At 58.9% G+C, this 25721-nt stretch carries 27 protein-coding genes and 2 pseudogenes; 16 read left to right on the top strand and 13 right to left on the bottom strand.

Features of this window, described 5'->3' with window-relative positions; all coding sequences use genetic code 11:
* Positions 1 to 71: 71 nt before the first annotated feature.
* Positions 72 to 1562 carry an aldehyde dehydrogenase gene (locus ACWGZX_RS25885; RefSeq protein ID WP_452626015.1) on the bottom strand — a complete coding sequence of 497 codons (1491 nt, stop codon included), beginning with the start codon at positions 1560 to 1562 and terminating at the stop codon, positions 72 to 74.
* Positions 1563 to 1750: 188 nt separating this feature from the next.
* Positions 1751 to 3127: a glutamine synthetase family protein gene (locus ACWGZX_RS25880; protein WP_452626014.1), complete on the bottom strand. Its 1377-nt coding sequence runs from the start codon at positions 3125 to 3127 to the stop codon at positions 1751 to 1753.
* A 284-nt stretch (positions 3128 to 3411) separates the two neighbouring features.
* Between ACWGZX_RS25880 and ACWGZX_RS25875 the strand changes: the two genes are divergently transcribed.
* The 5 genes from ACWGZX_RS25875 (at position 3412) to ACWGZX_RS25855 (ending at position 8655) form a co-directional block, all read left to right on the top strand.
* Positions 3412 to 4173 (top strand): gamma-glutamyl-gamma-aminobutyrate hydrolase family protein, encoded by a 762-nt coding sequence (locus ACWGZX_RS25875; protein ID WP_452626013.1) that lies wholly within the window; start codon positions 3412 to 3414, stop codon positions 4171 to 4173.
* Positions 4174 to 4541: 368 nt separating this feature from the next.
* Complete coding sequence (gene potA, locus ACWGZX_RS25870; protein WP_452626012.1) at positions 4542 to 5684, top strand: polyamine ABC transporter ATP-binding protein; 1143 nt, start codon at positions 4542 to 4544, stop codon at positions 5682 to 5684.
* A 29-nt stretch (positions 5685 to 5713) separates the two neighbouring features.
* Positions 5714 to 6595, top strand: coding sequence for an ABC transporter permease subunit (locus ACWGZX_RS25865; protein WP_162131646.1), 882 nt, complete (start codon positions 5714 to 5716; stop codon positions 6593 to 6595).
* On the top strand, positions 6592 to 7476 hold the full coding sequence (locus ACWGZX_RS25860; protein ID WP_150779936.1) for an ABC transporter permease subunit: 885 nt from the start codon (positions 6592 to 6594) through the stop codon (positions 7474 to 7476). Before ACWGZX_RS25865 ends, ACWGZX_RS25860 begins: the two co-directional genes overlap by 4 nt.
* A gap of 81 nt (positions 7477 to 7557) precedes the next feature.
* Positions 7558 to 8655 carry a polyamine ABC transporter substrate-binding protein gene (locus ACWGZX_RS25855; protein WP_452626011.1) on the top strand — a complete coding sequence of 366 codons (1098 nt, stop codon included), beginning with the start codon at positions 7558 to 7560 and terminating at the stop codon, positions 8653 to 8655.
* 159 nt (positions 8656 to 8814) lie between these two features.
* Here the strand turns inward: ACWGZX_RS25855 and thpR are convergent, their stop codons facing one another.
* A complete protein-coding gene (thpR, locus tag ACWGZX_RS25850) occupies positions 8815 to 9354 on the bottom strand; it encodes an RNA 2',3'-cyclic phosphodiesterase (RefSeq protein WP_452626010.1) in 540 nt (179 codons plus the stop codon).
* Positions 9355 to 9415: 61 nt separating this feature from the next.
* On the opposite strand from thpR, the gene ACWGZX_RS25845 reads away from it, so the two are divergent.
* Positions 9416 to 9610 carry a hypothetical protein gene (locus ACWGZX_RS25845; RefSeq protein WP_223516048.1) on the top strand — a complete coding sequence of 65 codons (195 nt, stop codon included), beginning with the start codon at positions 9416 to 9418 and terminating at the stop codon, positions 9608 to 9610.
* Between the two features lie 14 nt (positions 9611 to 9624).
* Here the strand turns inward: ACWGZX_RS25845 and ACWGZX_RS25840 are convergent, their stop codons facing one another.
* Both ACWGZX_RS25840 and ACWGZX_RS25835 read right to left on the bottom strand, forming a co-directional pair.
* A complete protein-coding gene (locus tag ACWGZX_RS25840; RefSeq protein ID WP_223516051.1) occupies positions 9625 to 9978 on the bottom strand; it encodes a DUF1428 domain-containing protein in 354 nt (117 codons plus the stop codon).
* A gap of 2 nt (positions 9979 to 9980) precedes the next feature.
* Positions 9981 to 11069: a hypothetical protein gene (locus ACWGZX_RS25835; protein WP_452626009.1), complete on the bottom strand. Its 1089-nt coding sequence runs from the start codon at positions 11067 to 11069 to the stop codon at positions 9981 to 9983.
* Positions 11070 to 11494: 425 nt separating this feature from the next.
* On the opposite strand from ACWGZX_RS25835, the gene ACWGZX_RS25830 reads away from it, so the two are divergent.
* The gene (locus ACWGZX_RS25830; protein WP_452626008.1) at positions 11495 to 11764 is read left to right on the top strand and encodes a hypothetical protein; all 270 of its coding nucleotides are present in this window, start codon (positions 11495 to 11497) and stop codon (positions 11762 to 11764) included.
* On the opposite strand, the gene ACWGZX_RS25825 is transcribed toward ACWGZX_RS25830, so the two are convergent.
* The 3 genes from ACWGZX_RS25825 to ACWGZX_RS25815 form a co-directional block, all read right to left on the bottom strand.
* Positions 11761 to 12399: a Vgb family protein gene (locus ACWGZX_RS25825; RefSeq protein WP_452626007.1), complete on the bottom strand. Its 639-nt coding sequence runs from the start codon at positions 12397 to 12399 to the stop codon at positions 11761 to 11763. The two genes, ACWGZX_RS25830 and ACWGZX_RS25825, sit on opposite strands and share 4 nt — an antisense overlap.
* A 36-nt stretch (positions 12400 to 12435) precedes the next feature.
* Positions 12436 to 13647 (bottom strand): helix-turn-helix domain-containing protein, encoded by a 1212-nt coding sequence (locus ACWGZX_RS25820; protein WP_452626006.1) that lies wholly within the window; start codon positions 13645 to 13647, stop codon positions 12436 to 12438.
* 370 nt (positions 13648 to 14017) lie between these two features.
* Positions 14018 to 15220 (bottom strand): NAD(P)/FAD-dependent oxidoreductase, encoded by a 1203-nt coding sequence (locus ACWGZX_RS25815; protein ID WP_452626005.1) that lies wholly within the window; start codon positions 15218 to 15220, stop codon positions 14018 to 14020.
* 246 nt (positions 15221 to 15466) lie between these two features.
* On the opposite strand from ACWGZX_RS25815, the gene ACWGZX_RS25810 reads away from it, so the two are divergent.
* The 3 genes from ACWGZX_RS25810 (at position 15467) to ACWGZX_RS25800 (ending at position 17006) form a co-directional block, all read left to right on the top strand.
* Positions 15467 to 16036 carry an RrF2 family transcriptional regulator gene (locus ACWGZX_RS25810; RefSeq protein WP_452626004.1) on the top strand — a complete coding sequence of 190 codons (570 nt, stop codon included), beginning with the start codon at positions 15467 to 15469 and terminating at the stop codon, positions 16034 to 16036.
* 49 nt (positions 16037 to 16085) lie between these two features.
* A complete protein-coding gene (locus ACWGZX_RS25805; RefSeq protein ID WP_452626003.1) occupies positions 16086 to 16487 on the top strand; it encodes a hypothetical protein in 402 nt (133 codons plus the stop codon).
* 237 nt (positions 16488 to 16724) lie between these two features.
* Entirely contained in the window at positions 16725 to 17006 is a 282-nt protein-coding gene (locus tag ACWGZX_RS25800) for a DUF3303 domain-containing protein (protein ID WP_452626002.1), read from the top strand.
* Between the two features lie 44 nt (positions 17007 to 17050).
* Here ACWGZX_RS25800 and ACWGZX_RS25795 read toward each other — a convergent pair.
* Positions 17051 to 17287: pseudogene (locus ACWGZX_RS25795) on the bottom strand (hypothetical protein); the annotation flags it as partial.
* A gap of 120 nt (positions 17288 to 17407) precedes the next feature.
* Positions 17408 to 17767, bottom strand: coding sequence for a DUF6124 family protein (locus tag ACWGZX_RS25790; protein WP_452626000.1), 360 nt, complete (start codon positions 17765 to 17767; stop codon positions 17408 to 17410).
* 636 nt (positions 17768 to 18403) lie between these two features.
* Here ACWGZX_RS25790 and cspE point away from each other — a divergent pair.
* Positions 18404 to 18634 carry a transcription antiterminator/RNA stability regulator CspE gene (gene cspE / locus ACWGZX_RS25785; RefSeq protein WP_452625999.1) on the top strand — a complete coding sequence of 77 codons (231 nt, stop codon included), beginning with the start codon at positions 18404 to 18406 and terminating at the stop codon, positions 18632 to 18634.
* An 81-nt stretch (positions 18635 to 18715) separates the two neighbouring features.
* On the opposite strand, the gene ACWGZX_RS25780 is transcribed toward cspE, so the two are convergent.
* The gene (locus ACWGZX_RS25780; protein WP_452625998.1) at positions 18716 to 19501 is read right to left on the bottom strand and encodes a hypothetical protein; all 786 of its coding nucleotides are present in this window, start codon (positions 19499 to 19501) and stop codon (positions 18716 to 18718) included.
* 16 nt (positions 19502 to 19517) lie between these two features.
* The gene (locus ACWGZX_RS25775; protein WP_452625997.1) at positions 19518 to 20336 is read right to left on the bottom strand and encodes a DUF2092 domain-containing protein; all 819 of its coding nucleotides are present in this window, start codon (positions 20334 to 20336) and stop codon (positions 19518 to 19520) included.
* 353 nt (positions 20337 to 20689) lie between these two features.
* Here ACWGZX_RS25775 and ACWGZX_RS25770 point away from each other — a divergent pair, with 353 nt between their 5' ends.
* From ACWGZX_RS25770 to ACWGZX_RS25760, 3 genes are all read left to right on the top strand, one after another.
* On the top strand, positions 20690 to 21367 hold the full coding sequence (locus tag ACWGZX_RS25770; RefSeq protein WP_452625996.1) for a DUF3313 domain-containing protein: 678 nt from the start codon (positions 20690 to 20692) through the stop codon (positions 21365 to 21367).
* A 63-nt stretch (positions 21368 to 21430) separates the two neighbouring features.
* A complete protein-coding gene (locus tag ACWGZX_RS25765; protein WP_452625995.1) occupies positions 21431 to 21859 on the top strand; it encodes a hypothetical protein in 429 nt (142 codons plus the stop codon).
* Positions 21860 to 21886: 27 nt separating this feature from the next.
* A complete protein-coding gene (locus ACWGZX_RS25760; protein WP_452625994.1) occupies positions 21887 to 22354 on the top strand; it encodes a glycine zipper 2TM domain-containing protein in 468 nt (155 codons plus the stop codon).
* Positions 22355 to 22386: 32 nt separating this feature from the next.
* Here the strand turns inward: ACWGZX_RS25760 and ACWGZX_RS25755 are convergent.
* A pseudogene (locus ACWGZX_RS25755) lies at positions 22387 to 22533 on the bottom strand (transporter); the annotation flags it as partial.
* 210 nt (positions 22534 to 22743) lie between these two features.
* On the opposite strand from ACWGZX_RS25755, the gene ACWGZX_RS25750 reads away from it, so the two are divergent.
* Both ACWGZX_RS25750 and ACWGZX_RS25745 read left to right on the top strand, forming a co-directional pair.
* Entirely contained in the window at positions 22744 to 24357 is a 1614-nt protein-coding gene (locus tag ACWGZX_RS25750) for an arylsulfatase (protein WP_452625993.1), read from the top strand.
* A gap of 66 nt (positions 24358 to 24423) precedes the next feature.
* Positions 24424 to 25692, top strand: a complete 1269-nt coding sequence (locus ACWGZX_RS25745; RefSeq protein WP_452625992.1) for an OmpP1/FadL family transporter — start codon at positions 24424 to 24426, stop codon at positions 25690 to 25692.
* Positions 25693 to 25721 lie beyond the last annotated feature (29 nt).

The following is a 25721-nucleotide window of genomic DNA, read 5'->3' as shown; positions in this document are numbered from 1 at the left end:
GAATCTTGTTTCATAGCTTTCTCCGATGGCCACCGGCAGCGTGCCGGCGACCGTCGCTTTTTTTATAGGTATTAGAGCTTGATCCAGGTCGCTTTGAGTTCGGTGTATTTGTCGAACGCGTGCAGCGATTTGTCCCGACCGTTACCCGACTGCTTGTACCCGCCGAACGGCGCGGTCATGTCACCGCCGTCGTACTGGTTGACCCAGACGCTGCCGGCACGCAAACCGCGAGCGAAGGTGTGGGCCTTGCTCAGGTTGCTGGTCCAGACGCCGGCGGCCAGGCCGAAGATGCTGTCGTTGGCGATGGCCAGAGCTTCTTCAACGGTGTCGAAGGTGATCAGCGACAGCACCGGGCCGAAGATTTCTTCACGGGCGATGGTCATGGCGTTGGTCACGCCGTCGAAAATCGCCGGTTCCACGTACAGGCCGCCGGTGCTTTCGAGGGTGCGGCTGCCGCCGGCGATCAGTTGCGCGCCCTGGTCTTTGCCGACCTGGATGTAACGCAACACGTTGTCCAGTTGACGCTGATCGACGACTGCGCCGACGGTGGTTTCCGGGTCGAGAGCGTGTCCTGGTTTCCAGGCTTGCAGCGCTTCCACCAGCAGTGGAATGAACTGCTCGCGGATCGAACGCTCCACCAGCAAGCGCGAACCGGCCGTGCAGACTTCGCCCTGGTTGAAGGCAATCGCACCGGCCGCCGCTTGTGCTGCCGCACGCAGATCCGGCGCGTCAGCGAACACCACGTTCGGGCTCTTGCCGCCGGCTTCAAGCCAGACGCGCTTCATGTTGCTTTGCCCGGCGTAGATCATCAGTTGCTTGGCAATCGCGGTCGAACCGGTGAAGGCCAGCACGTCGACGTCCATGTGCAACGCCAACGCTTTGCCGACGGTGTGACCGAAGCCCGGCAGGACGTTGAACACGCCTTTCGGGATGCCGGCATCCAGCGCCAGTTGCGCAATGCGAATGGCTGTGAGCGGCGACTTTTCCGAAGGCTTGAGGATGAACGAGTTACCGGCAGCCAGCGCCGGGGCGAACTTCCAGCTGGCCATGATCAACGGGAAGTTCCACGGCACGATGGCGGCGACCACGCCGGCAGGTTCGCGGGTAATCAGACCGAGTTGATCGTGCGGGGTGGCGGCGACTTCGTCGTAGATCTTGTCGATGGCTTCGGCGCTCCAGCGGATCGCGTTGGCGGTCGCTGGAATGTCGATGTTCATCGAGTCGTTGATCGGCTTGCCCATGTCGAGGGTTTCGAGCAGGGCCAGTTCTTCCTGGTTGGCCAGGATCAGGTCGGCGAAGCGGATCAGGATGCGCTTGCGCTCGGCCGGAGCGAGGTTGGCCCAGATGCCGGATTCGAAGGTGCGACGCGCGACGGCGACGGCCGCATTGGCGTCGGCTTCGTCGGTGCTGGCGACGTTGGCCAGGAAACGGCCGTCGACCGGGCTCATGCATTCAAAGGTGTCGCCGCTGAGTGCCGGGCAGTATTGGCCGTCGATGAATGCACGGCCTTCGAGTGTTAGGGACTGGAAGTGTTGTTCCCAGTCGCTGCGAGTGTTTGTCATGGTTGTGACTCGACGCAGAGGAATAGGTGATCGTCAGTTAAAACCTGGAATGCAATCCCTTGTGGGAGCGAGCCTGCTCGCGAAGGCTGTGTGTCAGACAACATCAATGTTGACTGTGCCGCCGCCTTCGCGAGCAGGCTCGCTCCCACAGTTGATCGGGTTTTCAACCTGAAACCGGGTTCAAGCCATCAAACGGTGTGCAGGTACCAGTTGTACTCAAGGTCGGAAATGGAGTTCTCGAACTCGGCCAGCTCGCTTTCCTTGCACGCCACGAACACGTCGATGTACAGCGGGTCGATGTAACGGGCCATGACTTCGCTGTCGTCCAGCTCGCGCAGTGCATCGCGCAGGTTGTTCGGCAGGCTCTGCTCGTTTTGCTCGTAGCTGTTGCCTTCCACCGGGGCGCCCGGCTCGATCTGGTTGGTCAAGCCGTGGTGAATACCGGCAAGCACTGAGGCCATCAGCAGGTACGGGTTGGCGTCGGCACCGGCGACACGATGCTCGATGCGCACCGAGTCCGGCGAACCGGTCGGCACACGCACGGCTACGGTACGGTTGTCGATGCCCCAGCTTGGCGAGTTCGGCACGTAGAACTGGGCGCCGAAACGGCGGTACGAGTTGACGTTCGGGCACAGGAACGCCATCTGCGCCGGCAGGGTCTCGAGCACACCGCCGATCGCGTGTCGCAGCGCGGCGTTCTGCTCGGGATCCTCGCTGGCAAAGATGTTGTTGCCTTCTTTGTCGAGAATCGAAATGTGCACATGCAAACCGTTGCCCGCCTGACCCGGATACGGCTTGGCCATAAACGTGGTGTCCATCTCGTGGTCGTAGGCGATGTTTTTCACCAGACGCTTGAGCAACACCGCGTAGTCGCAGGCCTTGATCGGGTCGTTGACGTGATGCAGGTTCACTTCGAACTGCGCCGGGGCGCTTTCCTTGACGATGGCGTCGGCAGGAATGCCCTGCTCTTTCGCGCCTTCGAGGATGTCTTGCAGGCAATCGACATATTCGTCGAGGTCGTCGATCAGGTACACCTGAGTCGACATCGGACGTTTGCCGGATACCGGCGAACGAGGCGATTGCGGACGACCGTTCACGTTGTCCTGGTCGATCAGGTAGAACTCGAGTTCGAACGCGGCGCAGATGGTCAGGCCCATGTCATCGAACTTGCTCACCACCTGACGCAACACTTCGCGCGGGTCAGCGAAGAACGGCTGGCCTTCGAGTTCGTGCATGGTCATTAACAGTTGCGCGGTCGGGCGCTTCTGCCAAGGCTCGATGCTGAGCGTATTAGGGATCGGAAAGCAGATCCGGTCAGAGTCGCCGATGTCCAGACCCAGGCCGGTGCTTTCCACCGTAGAACCGTTGATGTCCAGAGCAAACAGAGACGCCGGCAGGTTAATGCCTTTTTCGTAGACCTTATGAAGACTGGTGCGCTCGATGCGCTTGCCGCGCACCACGCCGTTCATATCCGCAATCAGAAGGTCGACGTACAAAACCTCAGGATATTTCTTAAGGAATGCGTTTGCTTCGTTGAGTTGAACGGCACGCAGAGGGACCGACATGATGCACCTATTTTTTAGCTGTTAATTATTATGTTCACTACCCTTTCACGAGCCCAGTCAACCCGAACGGCAAAGTGAAGTCAATAGCGAACACTTGACCCTTCAACCTTTATTTTCTGGCCTTTTTAGGGGACGAGAGTGCCAGATCGATCTTGCACACCGTGTAATTGCTGAAGATCGGACGTGCGGCGTTTAGAATTTTTTACATGAGAGTTGTTAATTAAAATCAACAAGGCTAAGCTCCGGAAAAGCTCGTTCAAGTGTGAAACTTCGAGGTGATAAAAATGGCATTCAAGCCATTGATCGGCGTTACTGCATGCGTCAAACAGATTGGCCTGCACCCCTACCACGTCAGCGGCGACAAGTACTTGCGTGCTGTCAGCGTCGCGGCTTTGGGGCTGCCTGTGGTCATCCCTTCCCTGGGCGAACTGACTGAAATCGAGGATGTGCTCGCGCATCTCGACGGTCTGTTGCTGACCGGCTCCCCCTCGAATGTGGAACCTTTCCACTATCAAGGCCCGGCCAGCGCTCCCGGCACGGATCACGATCCGGCGCGGGACGCCACGACCCTTCCTTTATTACGTGCGGCCATTGCGGCCGGCGTGCCGGTGCTCGGCATCTGCCGGGGCTTCCAGGAAATGAACGTGGCGTTTGGTGGCAGCCTGCACCAGAAGGTCCACGAACTGCCGGGCATGCTGGACCACCGCGAAGCGGACAGTCCGGAACTGGCGGTGCAATACGCACCGGCACATACGGTCACTGTGCAACCGGGCGGCGTGTTCGAAGCCCTGGAGTTGCCGGCGGAGTTCATGGTCAATTCGATTCACAGTCAGGGTATCGACCGATTGGCGCCCGGCCTGCGTGCCGAAGCGATTGCGCCGGACGGTTTGATCGAGGCGATTTCCGTCGACCACAGCCCAACGTTTGCCGTCGGCGTGCAATGGCACCCGGAATGGCAAGTGCTTTCGAATCCTCCTTATTTGAGTATTTTCCAGGCGTTCGGCGATGCGTGCCGGCGACGGGCCGCGCTGCGTAAAAGCCGCTGACTTAATACAAACAACCCAATTACTGCCCCCGCGAGTCAGACGGGCGCGCCTTTGCGCGCCCGCCCCTCGCGACAGCAACACACTGCGATAACAACAAGTACTACCAGGCAGCCAGGACGGCGGCGCCGAATAAGCCCGAACAGTATGGGTAATGTCAACAAAGCAAGCGCGCCCCTGTAGGAGCTGGCTTGCCAGCGATGGCGGTCTGTCAGTCAACAATGATGTCGACTGCCACGGCCTCTTCGCTGGCAAGCCAGCTCCTACAGGGGACGCGAGTGAATTGACTGGCTCTGTACCGCTCGGGTTTGCACACAACTATTAAGTCAGGCCGCGTTGGCCCGACGACTGAAACCTGTTGGGAGTTTCACATGGCAAACGCCTCCAGCATTTACAGGAAGGCTCTTGAAGGTCACCAGACATCGAAAAAGGTGTTGGTGAAAGTCGACCGCGTCACCAAGAAATTCGACGAAACCACCGCGGTGGACGATGTCTCGCTTGAGATTCATCAAGGCGAAATCTTCGCCCTGCTCGGCGGTTCCGGCTCTGGCAAATCGACCCTGCTGCGCATGCTCGCAGGCTTCGAGCGCCCGACCGATGGCCGGATTTTCCTCGACGGCGTGGACATCACCGACATGCCGCCGTACGAGCGGCCGATCAACATGATGTTCCAGTCGTACGCCTTGTTCCCGCACATGACCGTGGCGCAGAACATTGCCTTCGGCCTCAAGCAGGACCGTTTGCCCGCCAGCGAAATCGACGCCCGCGTTGAAGAAATGCTGCGCCTGGTGCACATGACCCAATACGCCAAGCGCAAGCCGCATCAACTGTCCGGCGGTCAGCGTCAGCGTGTGGCATTGGCTCGCTCCCTGGCCAAGCGTCCGAAGCTGCTGCTGCTCGACGAACCGATGGGCGCGCTGGATAAAAAGCTGCGGTCGCAGATGCAACTGGAGCTGGTGGAAATCATCGAACGCGTCGGCGTGACGTGCGTGATGGTGACCCACGACCAGGAAGAGGCCATGACCATGGCCCAGCGCATCGCGATCATGCACCTGGGCTGGATCGCGCAAATCGGCAGCCCGGTCGACATCTACGAAGCACCGGTCAGCCGCATGGTCTGCGAGTTCATCGGCAACGTGAACGCCTTCGACGGCACGGTGGTGGAAGACCTTGAAGGTCACGCGATCATCCACAGCCCGGACCTTGAGCAGAAGATTTACGTGGGTCACGGCGTCAGCACCTCGGTGCAGGACAAGTCGATCACCTACGCGATCCGCCCGGAAAAAATGCTGGTCAGCACAGTCAAGCCAGAGAACCGCTACAACTGGTCCCAAGGCAAAGTGCATGACATCGCTTACCTCGGCGGTCACTCGGTGTTCTACGTCGAACTGCCAAGCGGCAAAGTCGTGCAATCGTTCATGGCCAACGCCGAACGCCGTGGCGCGCGCCCGACCTGGGACGACACCGTCTACGTGTGGTGGGAAGACGACAGCGGCGTGGTACTGCGCTCATGAAAACACTCAATCAGCAGTTCATGCGGCTGATGCCGAGTGGTCGAAAGCTCGTCATCGGGGTTCCCTTCCTGTGGCTATGCCTGTTTTTCCTGTTGCCGTTCTTCCTGGTGATGAAGATCAGCTTCTCGGAAGCGGCGCTGGCCATTCCTCCTTATTCGGAGATTTACACCTACGCCGAACAGAAGTTTCAGCTGTTTTTGAACGTCGGCAACTACCTGTTGCTGACCGACGATGAGCTGTACATATCGGCCTACCTCGGCTCGTTGAAGGTCGCGTTGTTCAGCACGCTGATGTGCCTGGTGCTCGGTTTCCCGATGGCCTACGCCATTACCAAGGCCAACAAGGAAACGCAAAACGTCCTGATGCTGTTGATCATGATGCCGACCTGGACCGCGATCCTGATCCGCGTGTATGCGTGGATGGGTATTCTCAGCAACAACGGATTACTCAACGGGTTTTTGATGTGGACCGGACTGACTGATCACCCGATCGAGATCCTCAACACCAACACGGCCGTATACATCGGCGTGGTTTACGCCTACTTGCCGTTCATGGTGTTGCCGCTGTACGCCAACCTGGTCAAGCACGATCAAAGCCTGCTGGAAGCGGCTTCGGATTTGGGTTCGAGCAACTTCAACAACTTCTGGAAAATCACCGTGCCGCTGGCCAAGAACGGCATCATCGCAGGCTGCATGCTGGTGTTCATTCCGGTGGTGGGTGAGTTCGTGATTCCGGAACTGCTGGGCGGTCCGGAGACCCTGATGATCGGTCGCGTGCTGTGGCAAGAGTTCTTCAACAACCGCGACTGGCCGGTGGCCTCTGCACTGGCGGTGGTGATGCTGTTGATCCTGATTGTGCCGATTCTGCTGTTTAACCGCAGCCAGGCCAAAGAGATGGAGGCACGGGGATGAAACGTTTCGGATTTTCAAAGTTCATGCTGATTTTCGGTTTGTCGTTCATCTACTTGCCGATGCTGATTCTGGTGATCTACTCGTTCAACGCCTCGAAACTGGTGACCGTGTGGGGCGGCTGGTCGTTCAAGTGGTACGCCGGTTTGCTCGACAACACCCAACTGATGGGCTCGGTGGTGCGCTCGCTGGAAATCGCCTGCTACACCGCGATTGCCGCTGTGGCGCTGGGGACCCTGGCGGCGTTTGTGCTGACTCGCGTTACGCGCTTCAAGGGTCGCACGCTCTTTGGTGGCCTCGTTACCGCGCCGCTGGTGATGCCGGAAGTGATCACCGGTCTGTCGTTACTGCTGCTGTTCGTGGCCATGGCGCAGTTGATCGGTTGGCCGCAGGAACGCGGGATCATCACTATCTGGATCGCTCACACGACGTTCTGTGCGGCGTATGTGGCGGTGGTCGTTTCCGCCCGCTTGCGTGAGCTGGACCTGTCCATCGAAGAAGCGGCCATGGACCTCGGGGCCAAGCCATTCAAGGTGTTCTTCCTGATCACCATCCCGATGATTGCGCCATCGCTGGCGGCCGGCGGCATGATGTCGTTTGCCCTGTCGCTGGATGACCTGGTGTTGGCGAGTTTCGTGTCGGGGCCGGGTTCGACGACCCTGCCGATGGAGGTGTTCTCGGCGGTGCGTCTGGGGGTTAAGCCCGAAATCAATGCCGTGGCCAGTCTGATCTTGTTGGCGGTATCGATTGTGACCTTCATGGTCTGGTACTTCAGCCGCCGCGCCGAAGCCACCCGCAAACGTGCGATCCAGGAAGCGATGGACCAGACCGCCAGCGAATCGTGGCAGCAACCTGATAAGCAAATGGCTGGAGCAACGGCTTAGGTCGTTGAGTTAACTGTGGTGATGGGCCTACCCCTTCACCACAGGCTTTGTGTTCTAAATAAAAAGAATGGAGTTGTACCGATGAAAATGTTTGGCAGGACTCTGCTGACACTGTCCTTATTGGGCGCAATGGCTACCGGCGCCCAGGCCAATGACAAGGTACTGCGCGTCTACAACTGGTCGGATTACATCGCACCGGACACCGTCAAGAAGTTCGAAGACGAGACCGGCATTCGCGTGACCTACGATGTGTTCGACAGCAATGAAACCCTTGAGGCACGCCTGCTCGCGGGCAAATCCGGCTACGACATTGTCGTGCCGTCCAACAGTTTTCTGGCCAAGCAGATCAAGGCTGGCGTCTATCAGACACTGGACAAATCGAAGCTGCCGAACTGGAAAAACCTCAACTCTGTCCTGCTGAAAAACGCCTCCGCCAGCGATCCGGATAACGCTCACGCCTTCCCGTACATGTGGGGCTCGATCGGCATCGGTTTCAACCCGGCCAAGGTCAAGGAAGTGCTCGGCGCCAACGCACCGACCAACTCCTGGGATCTGCTATTCAAACCGGAAAACGCGGAAAAACTCAAAGCCTGCGGCATCAGTTTCCTCGACTCGCCCACCGAAATGCTCCCGGCCGCCCTGCACTACCTGGGCTACCCGGTGAACTCGCAAGACAAAGGCCAGATCGCCGAAGCTGAAGCGCTGTTCATGAAGATTCGCCCTTCTGTGGCGTACTTCCATTCGTCGAAGTACATCTCCGACCTGGCCAACGGCAACATCTGCGTGGCGGTCGGCTATTCCGGCGACGTCCTGCAAGCCAAGGCCCGCGCCCAGGAATCGGGTAACACGGTGCAGATCGACTACAGCATCCCGAAAGAAGGCGCCGGCAGTTTCTACGACATGGTCGCCATCCCTCGGGACGCGGCAAACGTCGAGAACGCTTACCTGTTCATGAACTTCCTGATGCGCCCGGACATCATCGCCGAGATCACCAACAACATCGGCTACAGCAACGCCAACGCCGCGGCGACGCCGTTGGTGGATGAAGCGATTCGGGATGATCCGGGCTCGTATCCGCCGCAGGAGGTGATGGCGACGTTGTATGCGATTCCGGATATGCCGATCGGGATTCAGCGTGTGATGACCCGGGGCTGGACGCGGGTCAAGCTCGGGAAATAGTCGCTGAATTTGAGATCGCCATCACTGGCAACACAAAAAACTCAACCGTTTTCCGTTCCCGCAGCGCCTTACCACCGCTGCACGCTCCCTGCAGCAGAACGGCCTCACCTGGCTTCCTCGGTTAAGGTGAATTTGGGCGCCCTCCTCGGGCGCCATTTTTTATCCGGGAACGAGTGGCCATTCGGCCAATGCCCGATAACGTCCCTTATGCGATTCAAACAACGCAAAGCGATCAGCCTGCAGGAAAAACTCGGGCGGCGTCACGGACTCAGGCACCGGCAGCCGATAGTCGCGCATCAAAGTCAAATGCGGCCGAAACTCCTTCGGCGCATCCTCAAACCCAAACGGCAACATTGCCTGTTCCAGCGCATACACCAATCGCAATAACTCCGGCGGCGCTTGCTCGGGTGCGAGCACCAGCACGCCTGCCCTGCGCCAGACATCCAGCCGATCAAGCGCCAACTTCAACGGTCCACCTGGCACACGAACCTTCGCGGCGGCGGTGCAGATATCGGCGATCTGCACCACCCCCACCGCGCCCAAAAACTTCAACGTCAGGTGAAAATTTTCCGCCGGCACCGGGCGCCCGCTGCGCAGTTCAAGCGCGCTGCGCCATTGCGCAATCGCCTTGCGCTGCTCGGGCGGGCAGTTCAGGGCAAAAAACAGCCGTTTGAGTGGTTCATGGGATTCGTCGCTCACGCCTGGCACCTCCTGTCATGCACGTTATAGTTGAACCAACCGAAAACAACGGGAGGGAGCCATGCGGGAGATCATCAGCAAAGAGCCATGGTGGGCGATGCCACCGAAACCTGGGCAGGATGAGTCCGAGCTGGAATGGGGCTGGCTGGTTCACTATAGCGAAGGTGAGCCACGTTTCGAGTTCGTCAGGGAGCGGCCGACGGACAATGAGATCCGTAATCGCAAGAGTTGCAGGATCACCCCGACAGCGGAGTGATCCTGGGGTGTGTTTCAGGCCTGAGTGATGATGTTGAAGCCGCCGAAGATCATCCGCTGACCATCGAACGGCATTGAATTGACGTCCGGTTGCATGCGCGGGTCGGCCATCATTTTCTGCATGCCGGCATTGCGGGTCGGCTTGTCTGGCCAGACGATCCAGGAAAACACCACGGTTTCGTCTTCCTTAAGTTTCACCGCCATCGGAAACGAGGTCACTTTGCCGTCTGGCACGTCGTCGCCCCAGCATTCAACAATGCTCAAGGCACCGTTCTCCTTGAAAATCGCGCTGGTGATTTCGGCGTGCTTCTTGAACTGCTCCCGGTTGGCGGTCGGTACGGCAATCACACAGCCATCGACATAAGACATGGTCATTCTCCTGCAGGGGGTTGAGGGTCGAGCTGATGGTTAGTCGATTCCGTCGGGCTCCAATCGACAGACCCGCTGGCCGAATCGACCGACGGTGGTTCGGCAGTTACCGCCAGGTTGCCCTCGATCTGCCCCGCCATGTACAGCGTCCCTGCCATCACGCCGGTCGTCGGATTTTTCACCAGCTGCATCCAGGCCTTGTCGAACGTATTGCCCAGGCTGCTGCGAATCAGCGCCTCGCTGTCCGGCCGGTCGGCAGCCTGGATGAGCGCGCGGATCCCGGCCACGCCGACGGTGATCAAGCCACCGGCCAGTTTCCCGGCGGCGGCGGCCACCGCACTGGCGGCCCCGCGCGGGGCCATTTCGGCTTCCATGCGCTGACTGGCGCGCTTGGCCACGGGCGCCATGGCGGTGTCCGTCGAACCGATCCCCTTGTCGCCCCCCGCCTTGTGGATCTTGTCGATCAACGCCGCATAAGCCGGCAGCGAGTCCAACGGCTGCGTACGGACGACCTGGTAAAGCGAGGCATTGCGCGCGGGGGGCGGCCCGAGGGCGATGGCGGGGACTTTCTGGATGCGGCCATTGAGCTGCGCCATCGGTATGCCGTGACGCTTGGAGGTTTTCTGCAGCTCTTCCTGAAGAATGTCTACGTAGAACGCGGTGGACTGGCCGAGAATCGCGTCGGGATCAATCTCGACCGCTACCGGCGCCAGCACCCGTTCCTGATATTGCTCGAGCAGATAGCCCGCCAAACGCTTGGCCGAGGCATCCTGCTCGCCCTTGGCGCTGAGGGTGTACCAGCTGACTTTCATCGATAGCCATTCCTGAGTCCAGTAACTGCTGAACCAGGGAATAAAGTTTTCTTCGGTCAATTGGTAGACCCGTGTGCGCCAGTATTCCATGGCCCCGCGCGAGTAGATTCGCGTCTGCTCAGTGGCCGATTGCGACGCCGCGACGATTTCGCGATCCACCTGTCGCCACGTGCTATCGGACACGACCACCACAACCGGCGCCACCACAGGGGCACGCTCAGGCGTGGCGCATCCCGCCAACACCACCAACACGGCGACGATCAGCGAACGCAGGTTCAAGATCGCGGTTTCCTACAGTCGCCCTTGGGCAGAATGCCCGAAACTCAAAGGCCTATTGATTTGAGTATAGGTAGCGTTGTTTGTTCGCTGGGGGTTGGATGGAAGGTTCAAGGGCCTCTTCGCGGGCAAGTCGAATCGTCGCACCGCCGGCTCCTACAGTGGTCACCATTCCCCTGTAGGAGCAGAGCTTGCTCGCGATGGAGCCCTAAAGAACACCATCATTAACATTGATATTCACCATCGCGACGAATGCCTTCCGCAATAAACCCCTCAGGCGCACGATCACCCCATTCCAACGCAAACCCCGCCTCGGAGGGCCACATCATGTTGATCCATCTCCTGACCTGCCTGGCCCTGACGGCCGTGACGCTGACGCTTTTTTCCCGTTTCATCCTGGACATCGGCCAGACCGAGGAGCACCTATCATGATCCACTCCGTCAGCCTAGCCGTGAGTTTCCCGGTGTTTGGCAGCAACTACTACGCGCAAGAATTCGTGTCGCGCAAAGAACTGTCACTGGTGTTCGACCCGAATTTCGAGGCATTGCTGATGCCGGCAGCGGCCAACCACTTCAACAATGAAGTGGTCGGTCTCAACGATCAGTTCCGCTTTCTCAATGACGTGCTGGTTGAACACCTGCTGGAGATCGAGCTGGCCCAGAGCGCACCTCGCTCGTCGCGCCAGTTTACGTTCTAGGAAGACACCGGCCGACGAACGGCCCGCACCTTGCCGCTGTTGCCACCGCCACAGAAAAACCGCTCGGCGCCGTCTGACTCAAGGCCTGACACCCCCACCCCTGGCGGCATTTCGACAGTTTCCAGGACTTTACCGGTGATCGGGTCAATTCGCCGCAACTCACTTTCATCTTCCTCCCACGTGCCATGCCACAGATCGCCGTCCACCCAAGTCACCCCGGTGACAAAGCGGTTGGATTCGATGGTGCGCAGAATGGCCCCGGTATCGGGGTTGATCTGATGGATTTTGCGCGCCCGGTACTGACCGACCCACAGCGTGCCTTCCGCCCACGTCAGCCCCGAATCAGCGCCACCGCCGGGTGCCGGGATGGTGGCGAGTACACGGCCGCTTTGCGGATCGATCTTGTGGATGTGTTCACCGGCAATCTGGAACAAGTGCTGGCCATCGAAGGCGGTTCCCGCGTCTGCGGCAACGTTGATTGAACCCGTTGGTTTTCCACTTTCCGGATCGAGGGCGTTGAGCTTTTCTCCGGAAGCAAACCAGACGCGTCGGCCGTCAAACGAGACGCCATGCACACTGTCGACGCCGGGAAACGGGCCATATTCACGAATGATTTCAGCTGTTGATCGTTTCATGGTTGCATCCTCTTCACTGGGTGTGTGGAGTGGATCCTAATCACCCGGCAACAAAGCCGTGAGTAACAAAGTCGTCGCGAATCCCGGCAGCGGTGGCGTCATCCAGCGCCGGGCCCGGCCACGGCCAAACGCCTGCACTTTGCCGGCGACCGCCAGCGCATCAAGCGCCCGTTGCACGCTACGCTGACCGGTGCCCAGCGCCAGTGCCAGGGCCGAACTCGACCACGACTCACCGTCCGCCAGAAACGCCAGCAGCGCCGCGTGCTGCTCCTCGACCGGGCGCGCCAGCACCACGACGTCCGGCGACACCAAGGCAAAGCCGCGCTTCGTCGCGGTGACTCCGGCCAACGGTCGAAGCGCCGCCCGCAGCCGTCCGACTTCGACGCGCAACCGCGCGCGATGGGTTTCATCACTGAGTTTCAAACGAAAAGCATAGGCGATGAGCGCTTCCCGAGGGACATCGGCCGGCCAGGCTTCGGCCAATGCCCGCGCGAGGGTGAACAACACCGGGCGCCTGGCCAGGGACACCGACATGCCAGCGCCGCGCACCACATAACGACACGCGTCGACCACCAGCGACGTTGAGGCGAGCAGCGTTTCTACCTCATCCAGCATCAGCGGTCGCGCCTCGCCCCGGCTGATTAAGCGGGCTGCGGGGGTGTTCATGACGCGAGCTACAGTGTCGACTTCGGCGCTGAGCGCCGGGATCCCGGCCTCGCCTGCAAAGCGTTCGGCCCGCTCCAGCGCAGACCGCACCTTTTTGATCTCCAGTCTGCGCATCGCGATGCCAGCCACCACCAGTTCATGCGCGGCACGCAGGGCCGGAGGCAAGGGCGCCGGGGCCAGCCGGGCGAGCCGTTCCTCGACCTGATCGAGATGCCCGATCAGCAACAACCGTCGAATCTGCAGATACCGCGCGTGCGCCGCATTCACCCAATCCCCATGGACTTCGAGCGTTGCCTGCGCCGTGTCGAGGGCTTTTTCCGGCCAGCTCAAATCGCGAGCCGCCAGGGCAATTTCCGCCTCGGCCACCACACAGCGCGCCCGAGCCATGGGCTCTTTCGGACCAAATGCCCGCGCCGCCCGTTTGACCAGCGCCTTCGCGCGCTCCAGATCACCGAGTTGCGCCATGGCGATACCGCGTAGCGCAAGCGCCGGCGCATCGTCGCGCAATGCCACCCGGTTCAACGCGCCGAGGGGATCACCCGCCGCCAATGCTCGGGCAGCGGCGGTTATCAGCGAATCCATTTGAGTCGTGCCACAAAGGTCACTCCCATCGTTGGATGTCCGCTGGTTAGTCTATCTCACGCCACTCAAACAACCCGGCGCGCGAGCCTGAAATGCATGGTCATCGTGCAGTGCTGCCCCCCAGGACTCTTGCTGGCTCAACAACTGTGGCGAGGGGGCTTGCCCCCGTTCGGTTGCGCAGCGACCGCAAAAACTGTGCCTGTGTTCTCACTGAATGACAGCGAAAGCCGCTTCAGGACCGCTGCGCGCTCCAACGGGGGCAAGCCCCCTCGCCACAACGTGTAGGGTTCATCTCACAAGCCTTCCGCATCTAAAAAAATCCCGTTCAAGGTCACTTGAGCGGGATTTTCGATACAGGCAGCGTCTTGACTTAGGCCACAGGAATCATCGGATCCGCGGCTGCCAACGCGCTGGCACGGTCGGCTGCCGGCGGGTAGATCCAAACGGTATTGATTTGGGTTTTAAGCTCTTTACCTTCCTGCTTGACCAGTTTGACCTGACGATCCCAACCCTCGGTGTACACCGCGCCCCAAGCGCCCAGATCCAGGCACGTCACATACTTGGGTTGGCTATAAGGCGTCGGGGCCACGCCCAGAATATGCGCCGCTACGTTGTTACCGGCGTGACGCCCCAGCGAGATAGCGTGCTGGCAGGTCATCATTGCGTAGTTGCCAATGTCATCGCAGGCCGCGTAAGCCACATCGCCCGTGGCGTAGATGTCGTCCTGGCCGATGACTTTCAGATGACTGTCCACGTGCAGACGGCCCTGGTCATCACGCTCGGCGGGGATCTGTTCAGTCAGCGAGCTGGCGCGTACACCGGTGGTCCAGACTACGGTTTTGGCATCGATGCGCTGGCCATCGGCCAAGGTCACGCCGTTCTCGTCGACGGCAACAACCGACGACTTCAGGCGCCATTTCACCCCCAGCTCCGTGCTCGCTTGAGCAATCGACTGGCTGATTTCGGCGCCCATCGAAGCCCCGACCTTCTCGCCACGGTCGACGATGATCACTTCAATGTCGGCACCCTCACCGAGGATAGCCCGCAGACGTGCCGGCATTTCGGTCGCCGTTTCAATCCCGGTGAAACCGCCGCCCGCCACCACGACGGTGTTGCGGGCTTTGCTGTCGGGCAGGTTGGCCAGGGATTTGAGGTGATTTTCCAGACGCACGGCCTGTTCGATCTGGTCGACATCAAAGGCATGTTCGGACACGCCCGGGGTGTTCGGCAGGGCCAAGCGGCTGCCGGTCGCCAGAACGAGTTTGTCGTAGCTGCATGTCTGCCGGGTGCCCGAAGCGTCGGTGTAGCCCACGCGTTTTAGCTGCACGTCGATGGTCTCTGCCGCGCCCTTGATGAACTTCACACCCACGGCATCGAACAGCTCACCGATCGGTGCCGCCAGTTGATGAGCGTTGGGTTCGTAGAAGCGCGGACGCACACGCAGCTCGGCTTGAGGCGCCAGTACCGTGACCTCTACGCCGTTGTGATCATGCAGGTCGAACAAGCGCGTAGCGCTCAACGCCGTCCACATGCCGCCGAAACCTGCGCCGATGACCAGAATGTGCTGTTTCATGGTTTTAACTCCGAGGATGACCGAAAGCTGAACTCGTTCCCGAGCGGACAACGGCGACTATAGTGATCCTAGTAGTAGCACGCAACGACCTTTCATCGATGGTTGGTATCGCTAATTTTGATACCTGAAAATCGCGACAAAGGCTTCTATCTATAAGAATCAAAGGGCAGATAGCTTAACGCATGGTTTGTTGCCCCCCTAACCATCGACTGATAACATTGGCGACTCATTCAGTCGGAGATTAAGATGTCTCTTTACAGCGCAGGCGTTGAATACGGCATTCATTGCCTGATTTTTTTGGTGGGCGATTCCGGCGATAGCCGTGAGGCGAGCGTGCGCGATCTCGCCGAGCTGCAAGGCGTGCCGCTGGATTACCTGGCCAAGATCTTCACCCGGCTGGCCAAGGCAAAACTGGTGATCGCCACCGAAGGCGTGCGCGGCGGGTTCAAACTGGCGCGGCCGGCGGACGAAATCAGCGTGCTGGACATCGTCAATGCCATTGATGGCCAGAAGCTGATCTTCGATTGCCGCGAGATTCGCGGGCGTTGCGCAGTGTTCGACGGCGCCCCACCGGCGTGGGCCCTCGACGGTCCCTGCTCGGTGCATGCCGTCATGATGACCGCGCAAAAACGCATGGAAGACGCGCTCGCCCAGCAGACCATTCTCGATTTGGCCAGACGGGTCGGACGCAAAGCCCCCGCCGAATTCGGTGCCCGGTTGAACAACTGGATGAATGATCGGCGGGAAAAGAAAACCGCCAGCAGTGCGCCGGTTGAGGATGAGCAGATCATCCCGACGACCGAAATCTCCGACTGACGATTCAGCGATGGGCAAACTGGATTAGAGCGCTCTATGATTGAACCCCATGACCACCTCCGCTCCGATCCGCTCACCCTGCCCGCCCGGCGCCTGCACCTGCGGGCGTGACCCGCTGCTGGAAACACCGGGGGCGGACGTGCGCATCCTGTTTCTGACCCGCCAGGAAGAAAAGCGTCTGCTTGACCGCCTGGAAAACCTCCAGAGCCTGGCCGACCTCGAACGCCTGCAACAGCGGATGTATGAGCAATTGGGCATCCGCGTCGAGATCGTCCCCAGCTTCAACGAAGTGCGCACCATGCGCGGCATCGGCATCACCCTCGGCGAGCAACCGGGGCTATGCCGCAAAACCCGCCAGTCGATCCCGGCCGCCATTCGCCGCAGCCTGGAAAATCGCCCGGAAATCGCCTACGACATCCTTAACGCCAATGACCTGTTGCGGGATGCGTAAGGGCAGCTTCGATGAAAACTACAAGCCGCCGCCCATGTTTCGCGGGTGAAACAGGCACCGGGCGCGACGTAGCTCAATCCTTGAAAAGACCATTAAAGAGGATCAGCGGTCATACACGCACGGCCGGTCGCTGCTATGCCTTCACTGGGGACAAAGGGGATTCAGCGTAACCGAGGTCCCGGCGCCAGCCAGGTGCGCGAAGACAAACAGGTGCCAATCCGTATCAGGAGGTGGCCGATGTTATTCATTGTCAGTTGGTCCATTAACCCGGAAAACCGTAACAAGGCGATCGCGCGTTTTCTCACCACGTCCGGGGCTGCTCCACCCAAAGACGTCAAGATGCTCGGACGCTGGCATGCCGTAGGCGGTTCGAGCGGTATGGGGGTTGTAGAGGCGAGTGATCTGGTGCCCATCCAGCAATGGGTGCTGGAGTGGAGCGACATCATGAAGATGGACGTCCATGCGGCATTGACCGATGAGCAGATGGCGCCGCTGTTGGCAGCCACTACCGGTCAGTAGCAGGCATCGGGGCGGTGGTTCACCGCCCCGTTCCTGGTGTTGGCCTATTTCACTTTGCGCAACAGAAAGTGCGACAGCGCCGGAATCAGCACCAATGCCCCGACCATGTTCCAGATGAACATGAACGTCAGCAGAATGCTCATATCCGCCTGGAACTTGATCGGCGACCAGGCCCAGGTGATCACACCGGCGGCCAAGGTAACCCCGACCAACGCCACCACGTTCCCGGTGAATGCCACGGCATTGCGATCCGCCTCAGTCAACGACAACCCGGCACATTGCTACGCCGGCAAGTCCGGGAAAAGTACTGGAAGGGATCGTTGCGCAACATCAGCTGAAGACTCAGCCAGCGTCTGTTCCGGGTCATGCAGGCTCGGAGCAGACGCTGTTGCAATCACGCTCTAAGCAGGCACATCAATTTGATCCAGCACCCGGTTCGCCGTGATCTCCGCCACCATGATGCTGTTTGAAATCCCCAGCAACGCATAGCGCGCCTCACCGTCCAGGTGATCCACCAACTGATGGACCATCACATCGACCGAGGCCAGGGTCTCGACCAAAAAAACCACCAGGGTTTCGTTACTCGCTGCTTGATCCACGGAAAACAATTTGCTGGGTGTACGCGCGGTGGCTTTGATATCGGCATTCGACGGGAAATGGAAATTGAGGGCGCGCTCGGCGGCCTCGTTGAGTTTGTTTGAATCGGGTTCGTACGGGGAGACCGGATCGGTGTCCGGTGGGTTTGGCGTTACTTTGAACATATGCTTGCTTCCTTGATAGGGCGCCGCCCTCCTGCGACTAAACGAGAGGGAGGCAGCTGTACGCAGGTTAGTCGACCGGGGAAGCTAGCAAAGCCGGCGCGCCCGAAGGCGCCCTGCGCACAACCACCATCAAGTGCAGGCGTGGGAATGCCCGACTGACAGGAGCTTATGCACCTTACTTATAACCCCGGGCGACTAAACCCGACCACTGATGGGCAGTGGCAGGGAAACGATAGAGGCCAGGCCCAGGGCGCACAAGCCGGCGGATTCTGGCGTAACGGTAGGCAACGGCGCAAGGTCTTGTAGCTTTCAGGACGTAACCTTGAGAGCGTTTAAACAAGCGCCGTCAAAACGCGTTTAATGAGCCAGATACACTGTTGTGACAAGTGAGTCCTTGTGGCGTGGGAGCTTGCTCCCACGCCACAAAAGCCCCCCTCACCACAAAAGCGCCCTCGCCAATCAAAAAACCCGCATAAAAAACGATGACTGCCTATATAGCCGGAACCATTGACCGGACGACACGCCACTTAAAATCAGACTAAAAAACTGTCAACTCTGACAGTAGCCGTAGAAAGCTGTTCGCGTGATAACTGTCTCCGTATTACTGCCAGCACAGCGCTGAGCAGGTGCCCGCCAATGGCAACTAATCGATTGGGAGTTACTAAAATGCAAGGAACAGTGAAGTGGTTCAACGCCGAGAAAGGTTTCGGTTTCATCGCCCCCGATGATGGAAGTGCCGATGTATTTGCCCATTTCTCCGCTATAGCATCGTCGAGCTATCGAGCGCTCGAAGAAGGCCAAAAGGTCGATTTTGACATTACCCAAGGCCAAAAAGGACCGCAGGCAGAGAATATCAGGCTGATTTAACCGCCTCTGACGGGGCTACGCATAATGGACACCATGGTTAAATCCCACGCCCCGAGGAATCAACTGACCGAGCGACGCTGATCATGGCGGTGTCACCACGGTGTAATACACCCCGTTGGCGCCATAGGCAGGTTGCAACCAGGAATTGCCGCATTGGTAGTACGTGCTCTGGGAAAAAGTCTGCAAATTACATCCGGGAGGCAGGCTGGCATAGGTCTGGCCCAAGGGCATCGTTGGCGGTCCCGAAGCGACCATCCCGGCGTTATAGCCAGCGCCGAACGCGTTGTCGTCGGCATCCTCGGTGGCCACCGCTCCTGCAGCCTCACCCACCGCCACGCCCGTCGCAGCGGCGGCTACCGGATTGACACCACCGCAGTAATAACAGCCGCTGCTGGCAACCACAGCGGTGGGTGGATGGTAGTAGGCGGTCCCGTAAGGAACTGACTGGTAAGCGGACCCGCCATAAGCGGGTCCCCGGTAAGCCGTCGTGCCATAACCGTCCGCGTGGTAGCCAGCAGCGGTGGCGCCATTTTCACCTTGTGCATGCCAGGCACCCTCCCCGCCGGAAGCTGTTCCACCTTCGGCACCCGTGCCTGACCAGGACCCACCGCCACCGGACGCCGAACCACCGCGATAGCCTGAACCGCTCCAGCTGCCGTCACTGCCGGAGGCCGAGCCGCCGCGATTGGTTTCGCCACTCCAACTACCATCGCCGCCCGAAGCCGAGCCGAATTCGCCGGAACGACTCCATGAACCCCCACCGCCGTATCCCCTCCCAAAACTACCGGCGTGCGACCAGGCTGCCGCCTCGTTACACATCAGCGCGGCGATCAACAGGCCCGCGAACTTCAAGGTAGATATGTTCATGATTCAACCTCCTCGTTCAGGGTTTTGTGACCGGTTCTTTAACGCCTTGCGGGGCGCGAAGGGCGGGAGGCGGGGCAAACTTGATCCGGCGCGCCGACTCGATCTGGTCAGGTTTGAAGAACGCCGCAGGCATCGCTGAACTGAGCTTCCAGTCACTGAAATCGACCTGATGCCGGGATCGGGTCGGGTCATCGAGAAACTCTGCCCGCAACCGGCGCGGGAGCTTGTCCTCAGCACCGATCCAGGCTTGGACGAACACGGTGTCGCTGGTGTAAGCAATCACATCGGTGGTGGTATCGCCGACCACCGTGGACTGGCCGATGTAGAACGCCACACGCATGTCCCTGGACAAATCTTTATACGGATCAGCGACGATAACGTCGGTAAACGGAAAATAGATTGCCGCACGCTGGTACGCAGCCTCCAGCGTCGCGTCGATGGTGGGAGGCGCATCGGCCTGTGCGAGCAGTTTGTCTTTGCGCTCAAAGGCATACGCTTGCTTGCCGTCGTAATAAAACTCGGTGGCTGGGCCATCACCTGAGGTCATGACTCGAAGCTGATCCGGGCGCTGCTCAGTGACCAGCGCCACCGAACTATAGGCCAGGGGTGGCCCAAGCCGGCTGGGCTTTTCGTAGGTGGTAACGGCTTTGAAACTCAGGCCCTTGGCGCTGGTCAGGCGAGCGCTCATGGCCTTCAGAATATCCAGCGCCTTGGGCTCCAATTGCACCGCCGGCGCATCGGCCGCCGGTGTCTGGGCCGCGTGCAACGGGGTGACCACGACAGCCATCACCATGCTGACCGTGAACAAGCGGACATACTGCTGGAGGGTAGGCATCTTTTGTTCTCCGCAGAGAGAGGTCAGGCGTTAAACGACGGGGCGACGAAAATGATTTTGTAACGGACTCGTATTCCGATGAACACGTGTTGATGATTCATGCCTTGCACCGGTTTGCAGTCATCGACCATCCGGAAATATCAGCAAAGCTCAATTTGCTGCCATTCGCCATTCAATCGAAAAAATAACCCGACAAATCCGGGCAAAAAAATCAGCGTGGAGCGCATTGGCTGGATATTTCAGCATTGCTACCTACGCTCTCTTCAGAAATGTTTGCATTTCGACGCAGGTGGGCGATGGCCGACTGCATTAACACCGAAACAATCGACTTTATCCCGGGAGCACACACCACCATGACCATGTACCGAAACCTGCTCATCGGCACCGCATTGGCCGGACTCCTGCTCGGCGGTTGCACCTCGAAAGTCACCGAGACCACGCAGTACTCCGGTTTCCTGTCGAGTTACAGCGACCTGAAGGAAGTGGAAACGCCTAGCGGTGGCACGGCGCTGCGCTGGGTGAGCCCGTCGTTTGACCGGAATGCGTATACCACCGTGGCGTTCAAGACGCTGGAGTTCTACCCCGCGCCAAAACCCAACGAGCGGGTCAATAAGCAGACGTTGCTCGACTTGCAGAGCTACATGACCAGCACGGCCAAAAGCGTGCTGGGCCAGAAATACCGGATAGTGCCTAGCGCGGCCGCAGCACCGGCCGGAGCAAGAACCTTGATCCTGCGCGCGGCAATCACCGGGGTCAGCGCCACGAACGAAGGCATGAAGTGGTATGAAGTGGTGCCGATTGCGGCCGTTGTCGGAGCGACACAGGCCGCCACCGGTCACCGGGATCAGAACACTAACCTGTTCATCGAAGCCGAGCTCATCGACGCAGGGACCAATCAGACCGTAGTCAAAGTAGTGCGCAAGATATTCGGCACCCCGCTGGAGAACGACAAGCAGGCAATCACCACCCAGGACTTCAAAGCCGCGATCGACAAATTGAACGCCGATATCTGGGCGTTCATCCGCAGTTGAACCCTGTTTCAACCGCCAAAAAAAGGTTGGCGGTTGAATTAACCAAAGCAGAGGACATTTGACATGCATCCGTATTTATCGCGCCCATTATCAAATGTGCACAGAACGTTATTCTTCGCCGCACTCATCGGCTGTGTTCTGGCGTTAAGTGCATGCGCAACGGTGGAGGCCCAGACAACCCAGTATGTCGGGGTCCCGCAGTATCCGCAGACCATTCCGGCCGAAGTCCAGGTGTTACGCACAGACCCGACTCGCCCCTTCGTGCGGCTGGGTGAAATTCTGATTGATGCCAGCATCGAACCGGCGCCCCCTATGGCGGAGATCGAACTCAAACTGCAAGACGAAGGCGCCAAGCTTGGCGCAGACGCGGTAGTCGTGGTTTACGACAAAATTGCGACCGTCGGGGCCTACGTGTCCGGCCCGGTATGGGCCCGCGACGTCAATACGATCCAGGGGCGCAAGCTCAAAGCCATTGCCATCAAATACAAATAATCGACTATCGATAAAGAGGTACACCGCATGAAAGCAATCCTGTCCTGGATGACCCTCACGTTGGCGACTGTGTTAATTAGTGCCTGCTCTGCCGTCGGATCAAGCTCTGGCGGTGCCGGTGAGATGGAGATTCGATCAGGGAAGATCGAGCAGATATCGCTGACACAGATGCAGACCAATCACGACAGTGGCATCGGTGCCGTACTCGGCGGCATTGGCGGTCTGGGTATCGGCAGCCTGATCGGTCATGGCACCGGGCGCGATGTCGCCATGGTTGCCGGTGCGCTCGCCGGTGCTGCGGGCGGTAATTATGTAGAGAAGAAAAAGTACGACCAACCGGTAACAGCGCAACAGATCATCGTACGGGTCACCAGTGGCGTGCTGGTATCGGTTACCCAGCCGATCAATCCGAACTTGAGCAAAGGCATGAAAGTGTATATCGAAGGCTCGGGCAATGATGCCCGAGTGGTACAGCAAGGCGGTTCAGGTGGTTAAGTAGACGAGATCAACTTGAGCGGGCTGGGGTCTCATCGGGGAAACAAAAACGTAATCGCCGCGCGAAATCCCCAGCCGCGCGCACCGTCCTCGGGACTGTCGGCCCAATAGCGAGGGCCGACCTGAATGGCCAGCGGCTGGCCTCCCAGCTTGAGCAGCTGAGTCACCGTGGCTTGGATGTTAAGACATTAGCAAAACGCAGTTTCCTCACACGCGCCATTCAAACGCTTAACAAATTGAAGTTTTGAGCACGTTTTGCCTCTTTTAAACGGGCTGCTTCTGGAAATTTCACAATACCTACCTAATCTCTTCGCGGGGGGGTCCCATATTCCAGGAGAAGCTTGGGGGATTCTTTTCAGCGCGCGAACAGCCGTACACAGGATCTTCATATGACCAGGAAAAAGATTTTCTCAGTACTCGCAACGCCTTTGCTGATGTCGGCAATGTTTATCCCCGGAATGACTCTTGCCGCCGATAAGCCGCCCAACATTCTGGTGATCATGGGTGACGATATTGGTTGGTCCAACATCGGTGTCTACAACCAGGGCATGATGTCCGGTCGCACCCCCCATCTCGACCAGCTCGCCAACGAAGGCATGCGCTTTACCGACTATTACGCCGAGGCCAGTTGCACAGCTGGGCGCGCCAACTTCATTACCGGTGAACTGCCGATCCGTACGGGCATGACCACCGTCGGCCAGGCCGGTTCACCCATCGGCATTCCCGCCGAAGCCGTGACCATCGCCACAACCCTGAAATCCATGGGTTACGCCACCGGCCAGTTCGGCAAAAACCACCTGGGCGACTTGAACGAATTCCTGCCCACCGTCCACGGCTTCGATGAATTCTTCGGTTACCTCTATCACCTCGACGCCATGGAAGACCCGGCACACCCCAACTATCCAAAGGAGCTGCTGGACAAGGTCGGTCCGCGCAACATGGTCCACAGCTGGGCCACCACCACCGATGACACCACCGTCATGCCGCGCTGGGGCAAGGTCGGCAAACAGAAAATCGAAGACGCCGGCACGCTTTATCCAGAGCGGATGAAAACCATCGACGAGGAGATTCGCGACAAGACCTTCACCTTCATCGACAAGGCCAAGCAAGACAACAAACCGTTTTTCGTCTGGTTGAACCCGACCCGCATGCACATCGTCACTCACCTGTCCGACAAGTACGAAGCCATGCGCAATTCGGAAAACGGCTGGTCGGAACAGGAAGCCGGTATGGCACAGCTTGATGACATCGTCGGCGATGTCATGGCCAAGCTGAAAAAAGAAGGCATGGATGACAACACCATCGTGGTTTTCACCACCGACAATGGCGCGGAAAACTTCACCTGGCCTGACGGCGGTACCACCCCGTTTGCCATGGGTAAAGGCACCGTAATGGAAGGTGGTTTCAGGGTGCCGGCGATCGTTCGCTGGCCGGGCAAAGTACCGGCTAACACGATAGGCAACGGCATCATATCGGGGATGGACTGGTTCCCGACTCTGGTCGCTGCGGCGGGCAACCCGAACATCACCACGGAACTGCTCAAGGGCAAACAGCTGGGCGATACCACCTACAAAGTGCACCTCGACGGCTACGACCAGACGCCGATGATCACCGGTAAAGGTCCGTCGAACCGGCATGAAATCTTCTACTTTGGAGAAAGTACGTTGGGTGCGGTGCGCATTGATGATTACAAGTATCGTTTCATCGACCAACCCGGTGGGTGGCTGGGAGCTAAAGTAGCTGTGGATGTTCCGTTCCTGACCAACCTTCGTCTTGACCCTTTTGAACGCATGGGCTGGCCGGAAAATCAGTCAGCACAGGGCTCCCAACAGTACTTCGACTGGTTCAAGTTCCAGTTCTGGCGTTTCGTATTCGTCCAGCAACAGGTGGCTAAACTGGCAGAAACCGCGATAGAGTTCCCGCCAATGCAAAAAGGCGCGAGTTTTAACCTCGATTCGGTCAAGGCCAAAATCGAGGCAGCCCGCGCGGCAATGGCCAAGTAAGCAACCAAATTCACGGGTGGCCGGGTGAGCCACCCGTTTTCGAATAGACATTTGGTAAGGACAAACATGCTAACAAAAACAATTGCCCTACCCACTTTCACAATTCTCGCCCTGTGCTGCCAGCAAGCCTGGGCTGGCGGCATCATGCTTTACGAAATCGGCACGGATAACGTCGGCCTGGCCAACGCCGGCGCCGCCGCCCGCGCTCAAGGCCCCTCGACCATCGCCTACAACCCGGCGGGCATGAGTTACTTGCCGGGTACGCAAATCACCGGCGGTTTGCAAGTGCTTTATGGTGACGTGTCCTTCGATCGCGATTCCGGCACCAACACCGCTGGCAGCGGCAGTGGCAACGCCCTCGATCCGATTCCCGGCGGCAGCTTCTTCATCACCCATGAGCTGGACGATCATTGGAGCGTCGGTTTTGGCACCTACGGCGACTTCGGGCTTGCCATCAATTACGACAACGATTGGTCAGGGCGTTATTTTGCGCAAAACGCCAGCATCGTCGGTTTGTCCATGGTGCCCAGTGTCTCTTACCGCTTCAACGAGCAATGGTCGGTAGGCGTGGGCATCAAGGCCATGTACGGCGAGTTGAAGGCACAAACCGCCATTGACCGTAGCCCCTTCGGTTTCACCGACCGCACCGACGGTCAATACAAATACCGGGACGGCACCTGGGGCTATGGCGCCAACGTGGGGGTGATTTACGCCCCGCAAGCGGGCACGCGCATTGGCCTGAATTACACCAGCAAGGTCAATCTGGACTTCGAAGACCGGCTGGATGTCAAAGGCGATGGCCGACTGCTGGAGCGTATCAACAACACCAATACCAAACTCGACGTGAACGTGCCGCAAACCGTCACCCTGAGCCTGTTCCAGCAACTGGACCGGCAATGGGCGTTGCTGGCCTCGGCCAACTGGCAGGACTGGTCGGAGTTCGGCGAAATCGGGGTAGAGGTCGATACGACTGCGTTTGGTGCGCAGTCGACAACGGTCGACGCCGATTTCAAGGACACTTGGCACCTCTCCCTGGGTGCGCAATACCAGGCCACCGAGCAATGGCTGTGGAACGTCGGTGTGGCGTACGACAGCAGCGCCGTGTCGGACAGCAAGCGCAGCGTGATCTTGCCGGTGAATGAAGCCTGGCGCCTTGGGACGGGAGCCACCTATGCTCTTGACAAGGACACCGACGTTAATGTCAGTTGGGCCCTGATCTGGCTCGGTGACATGCCCGACCAACAGACAAAGACCGTTTCGGGCAGTCAAATTTCCGGGCAATTCGACAATGCATGGATTCAAGCGCTGACCGGGAACATGACCTGGCGTTTTTGATGTATAGCAAAAAAAAAAACACGACTTAA

This window comes from Pseudomonas sp. CLCA07 (genome assembly GCF_053615335.1).
The sequence above is the reverse complement of the archived record's forward strand: the minus strand, read 5'-3'. Positions and strand labels throughout refer to the sequence as shown.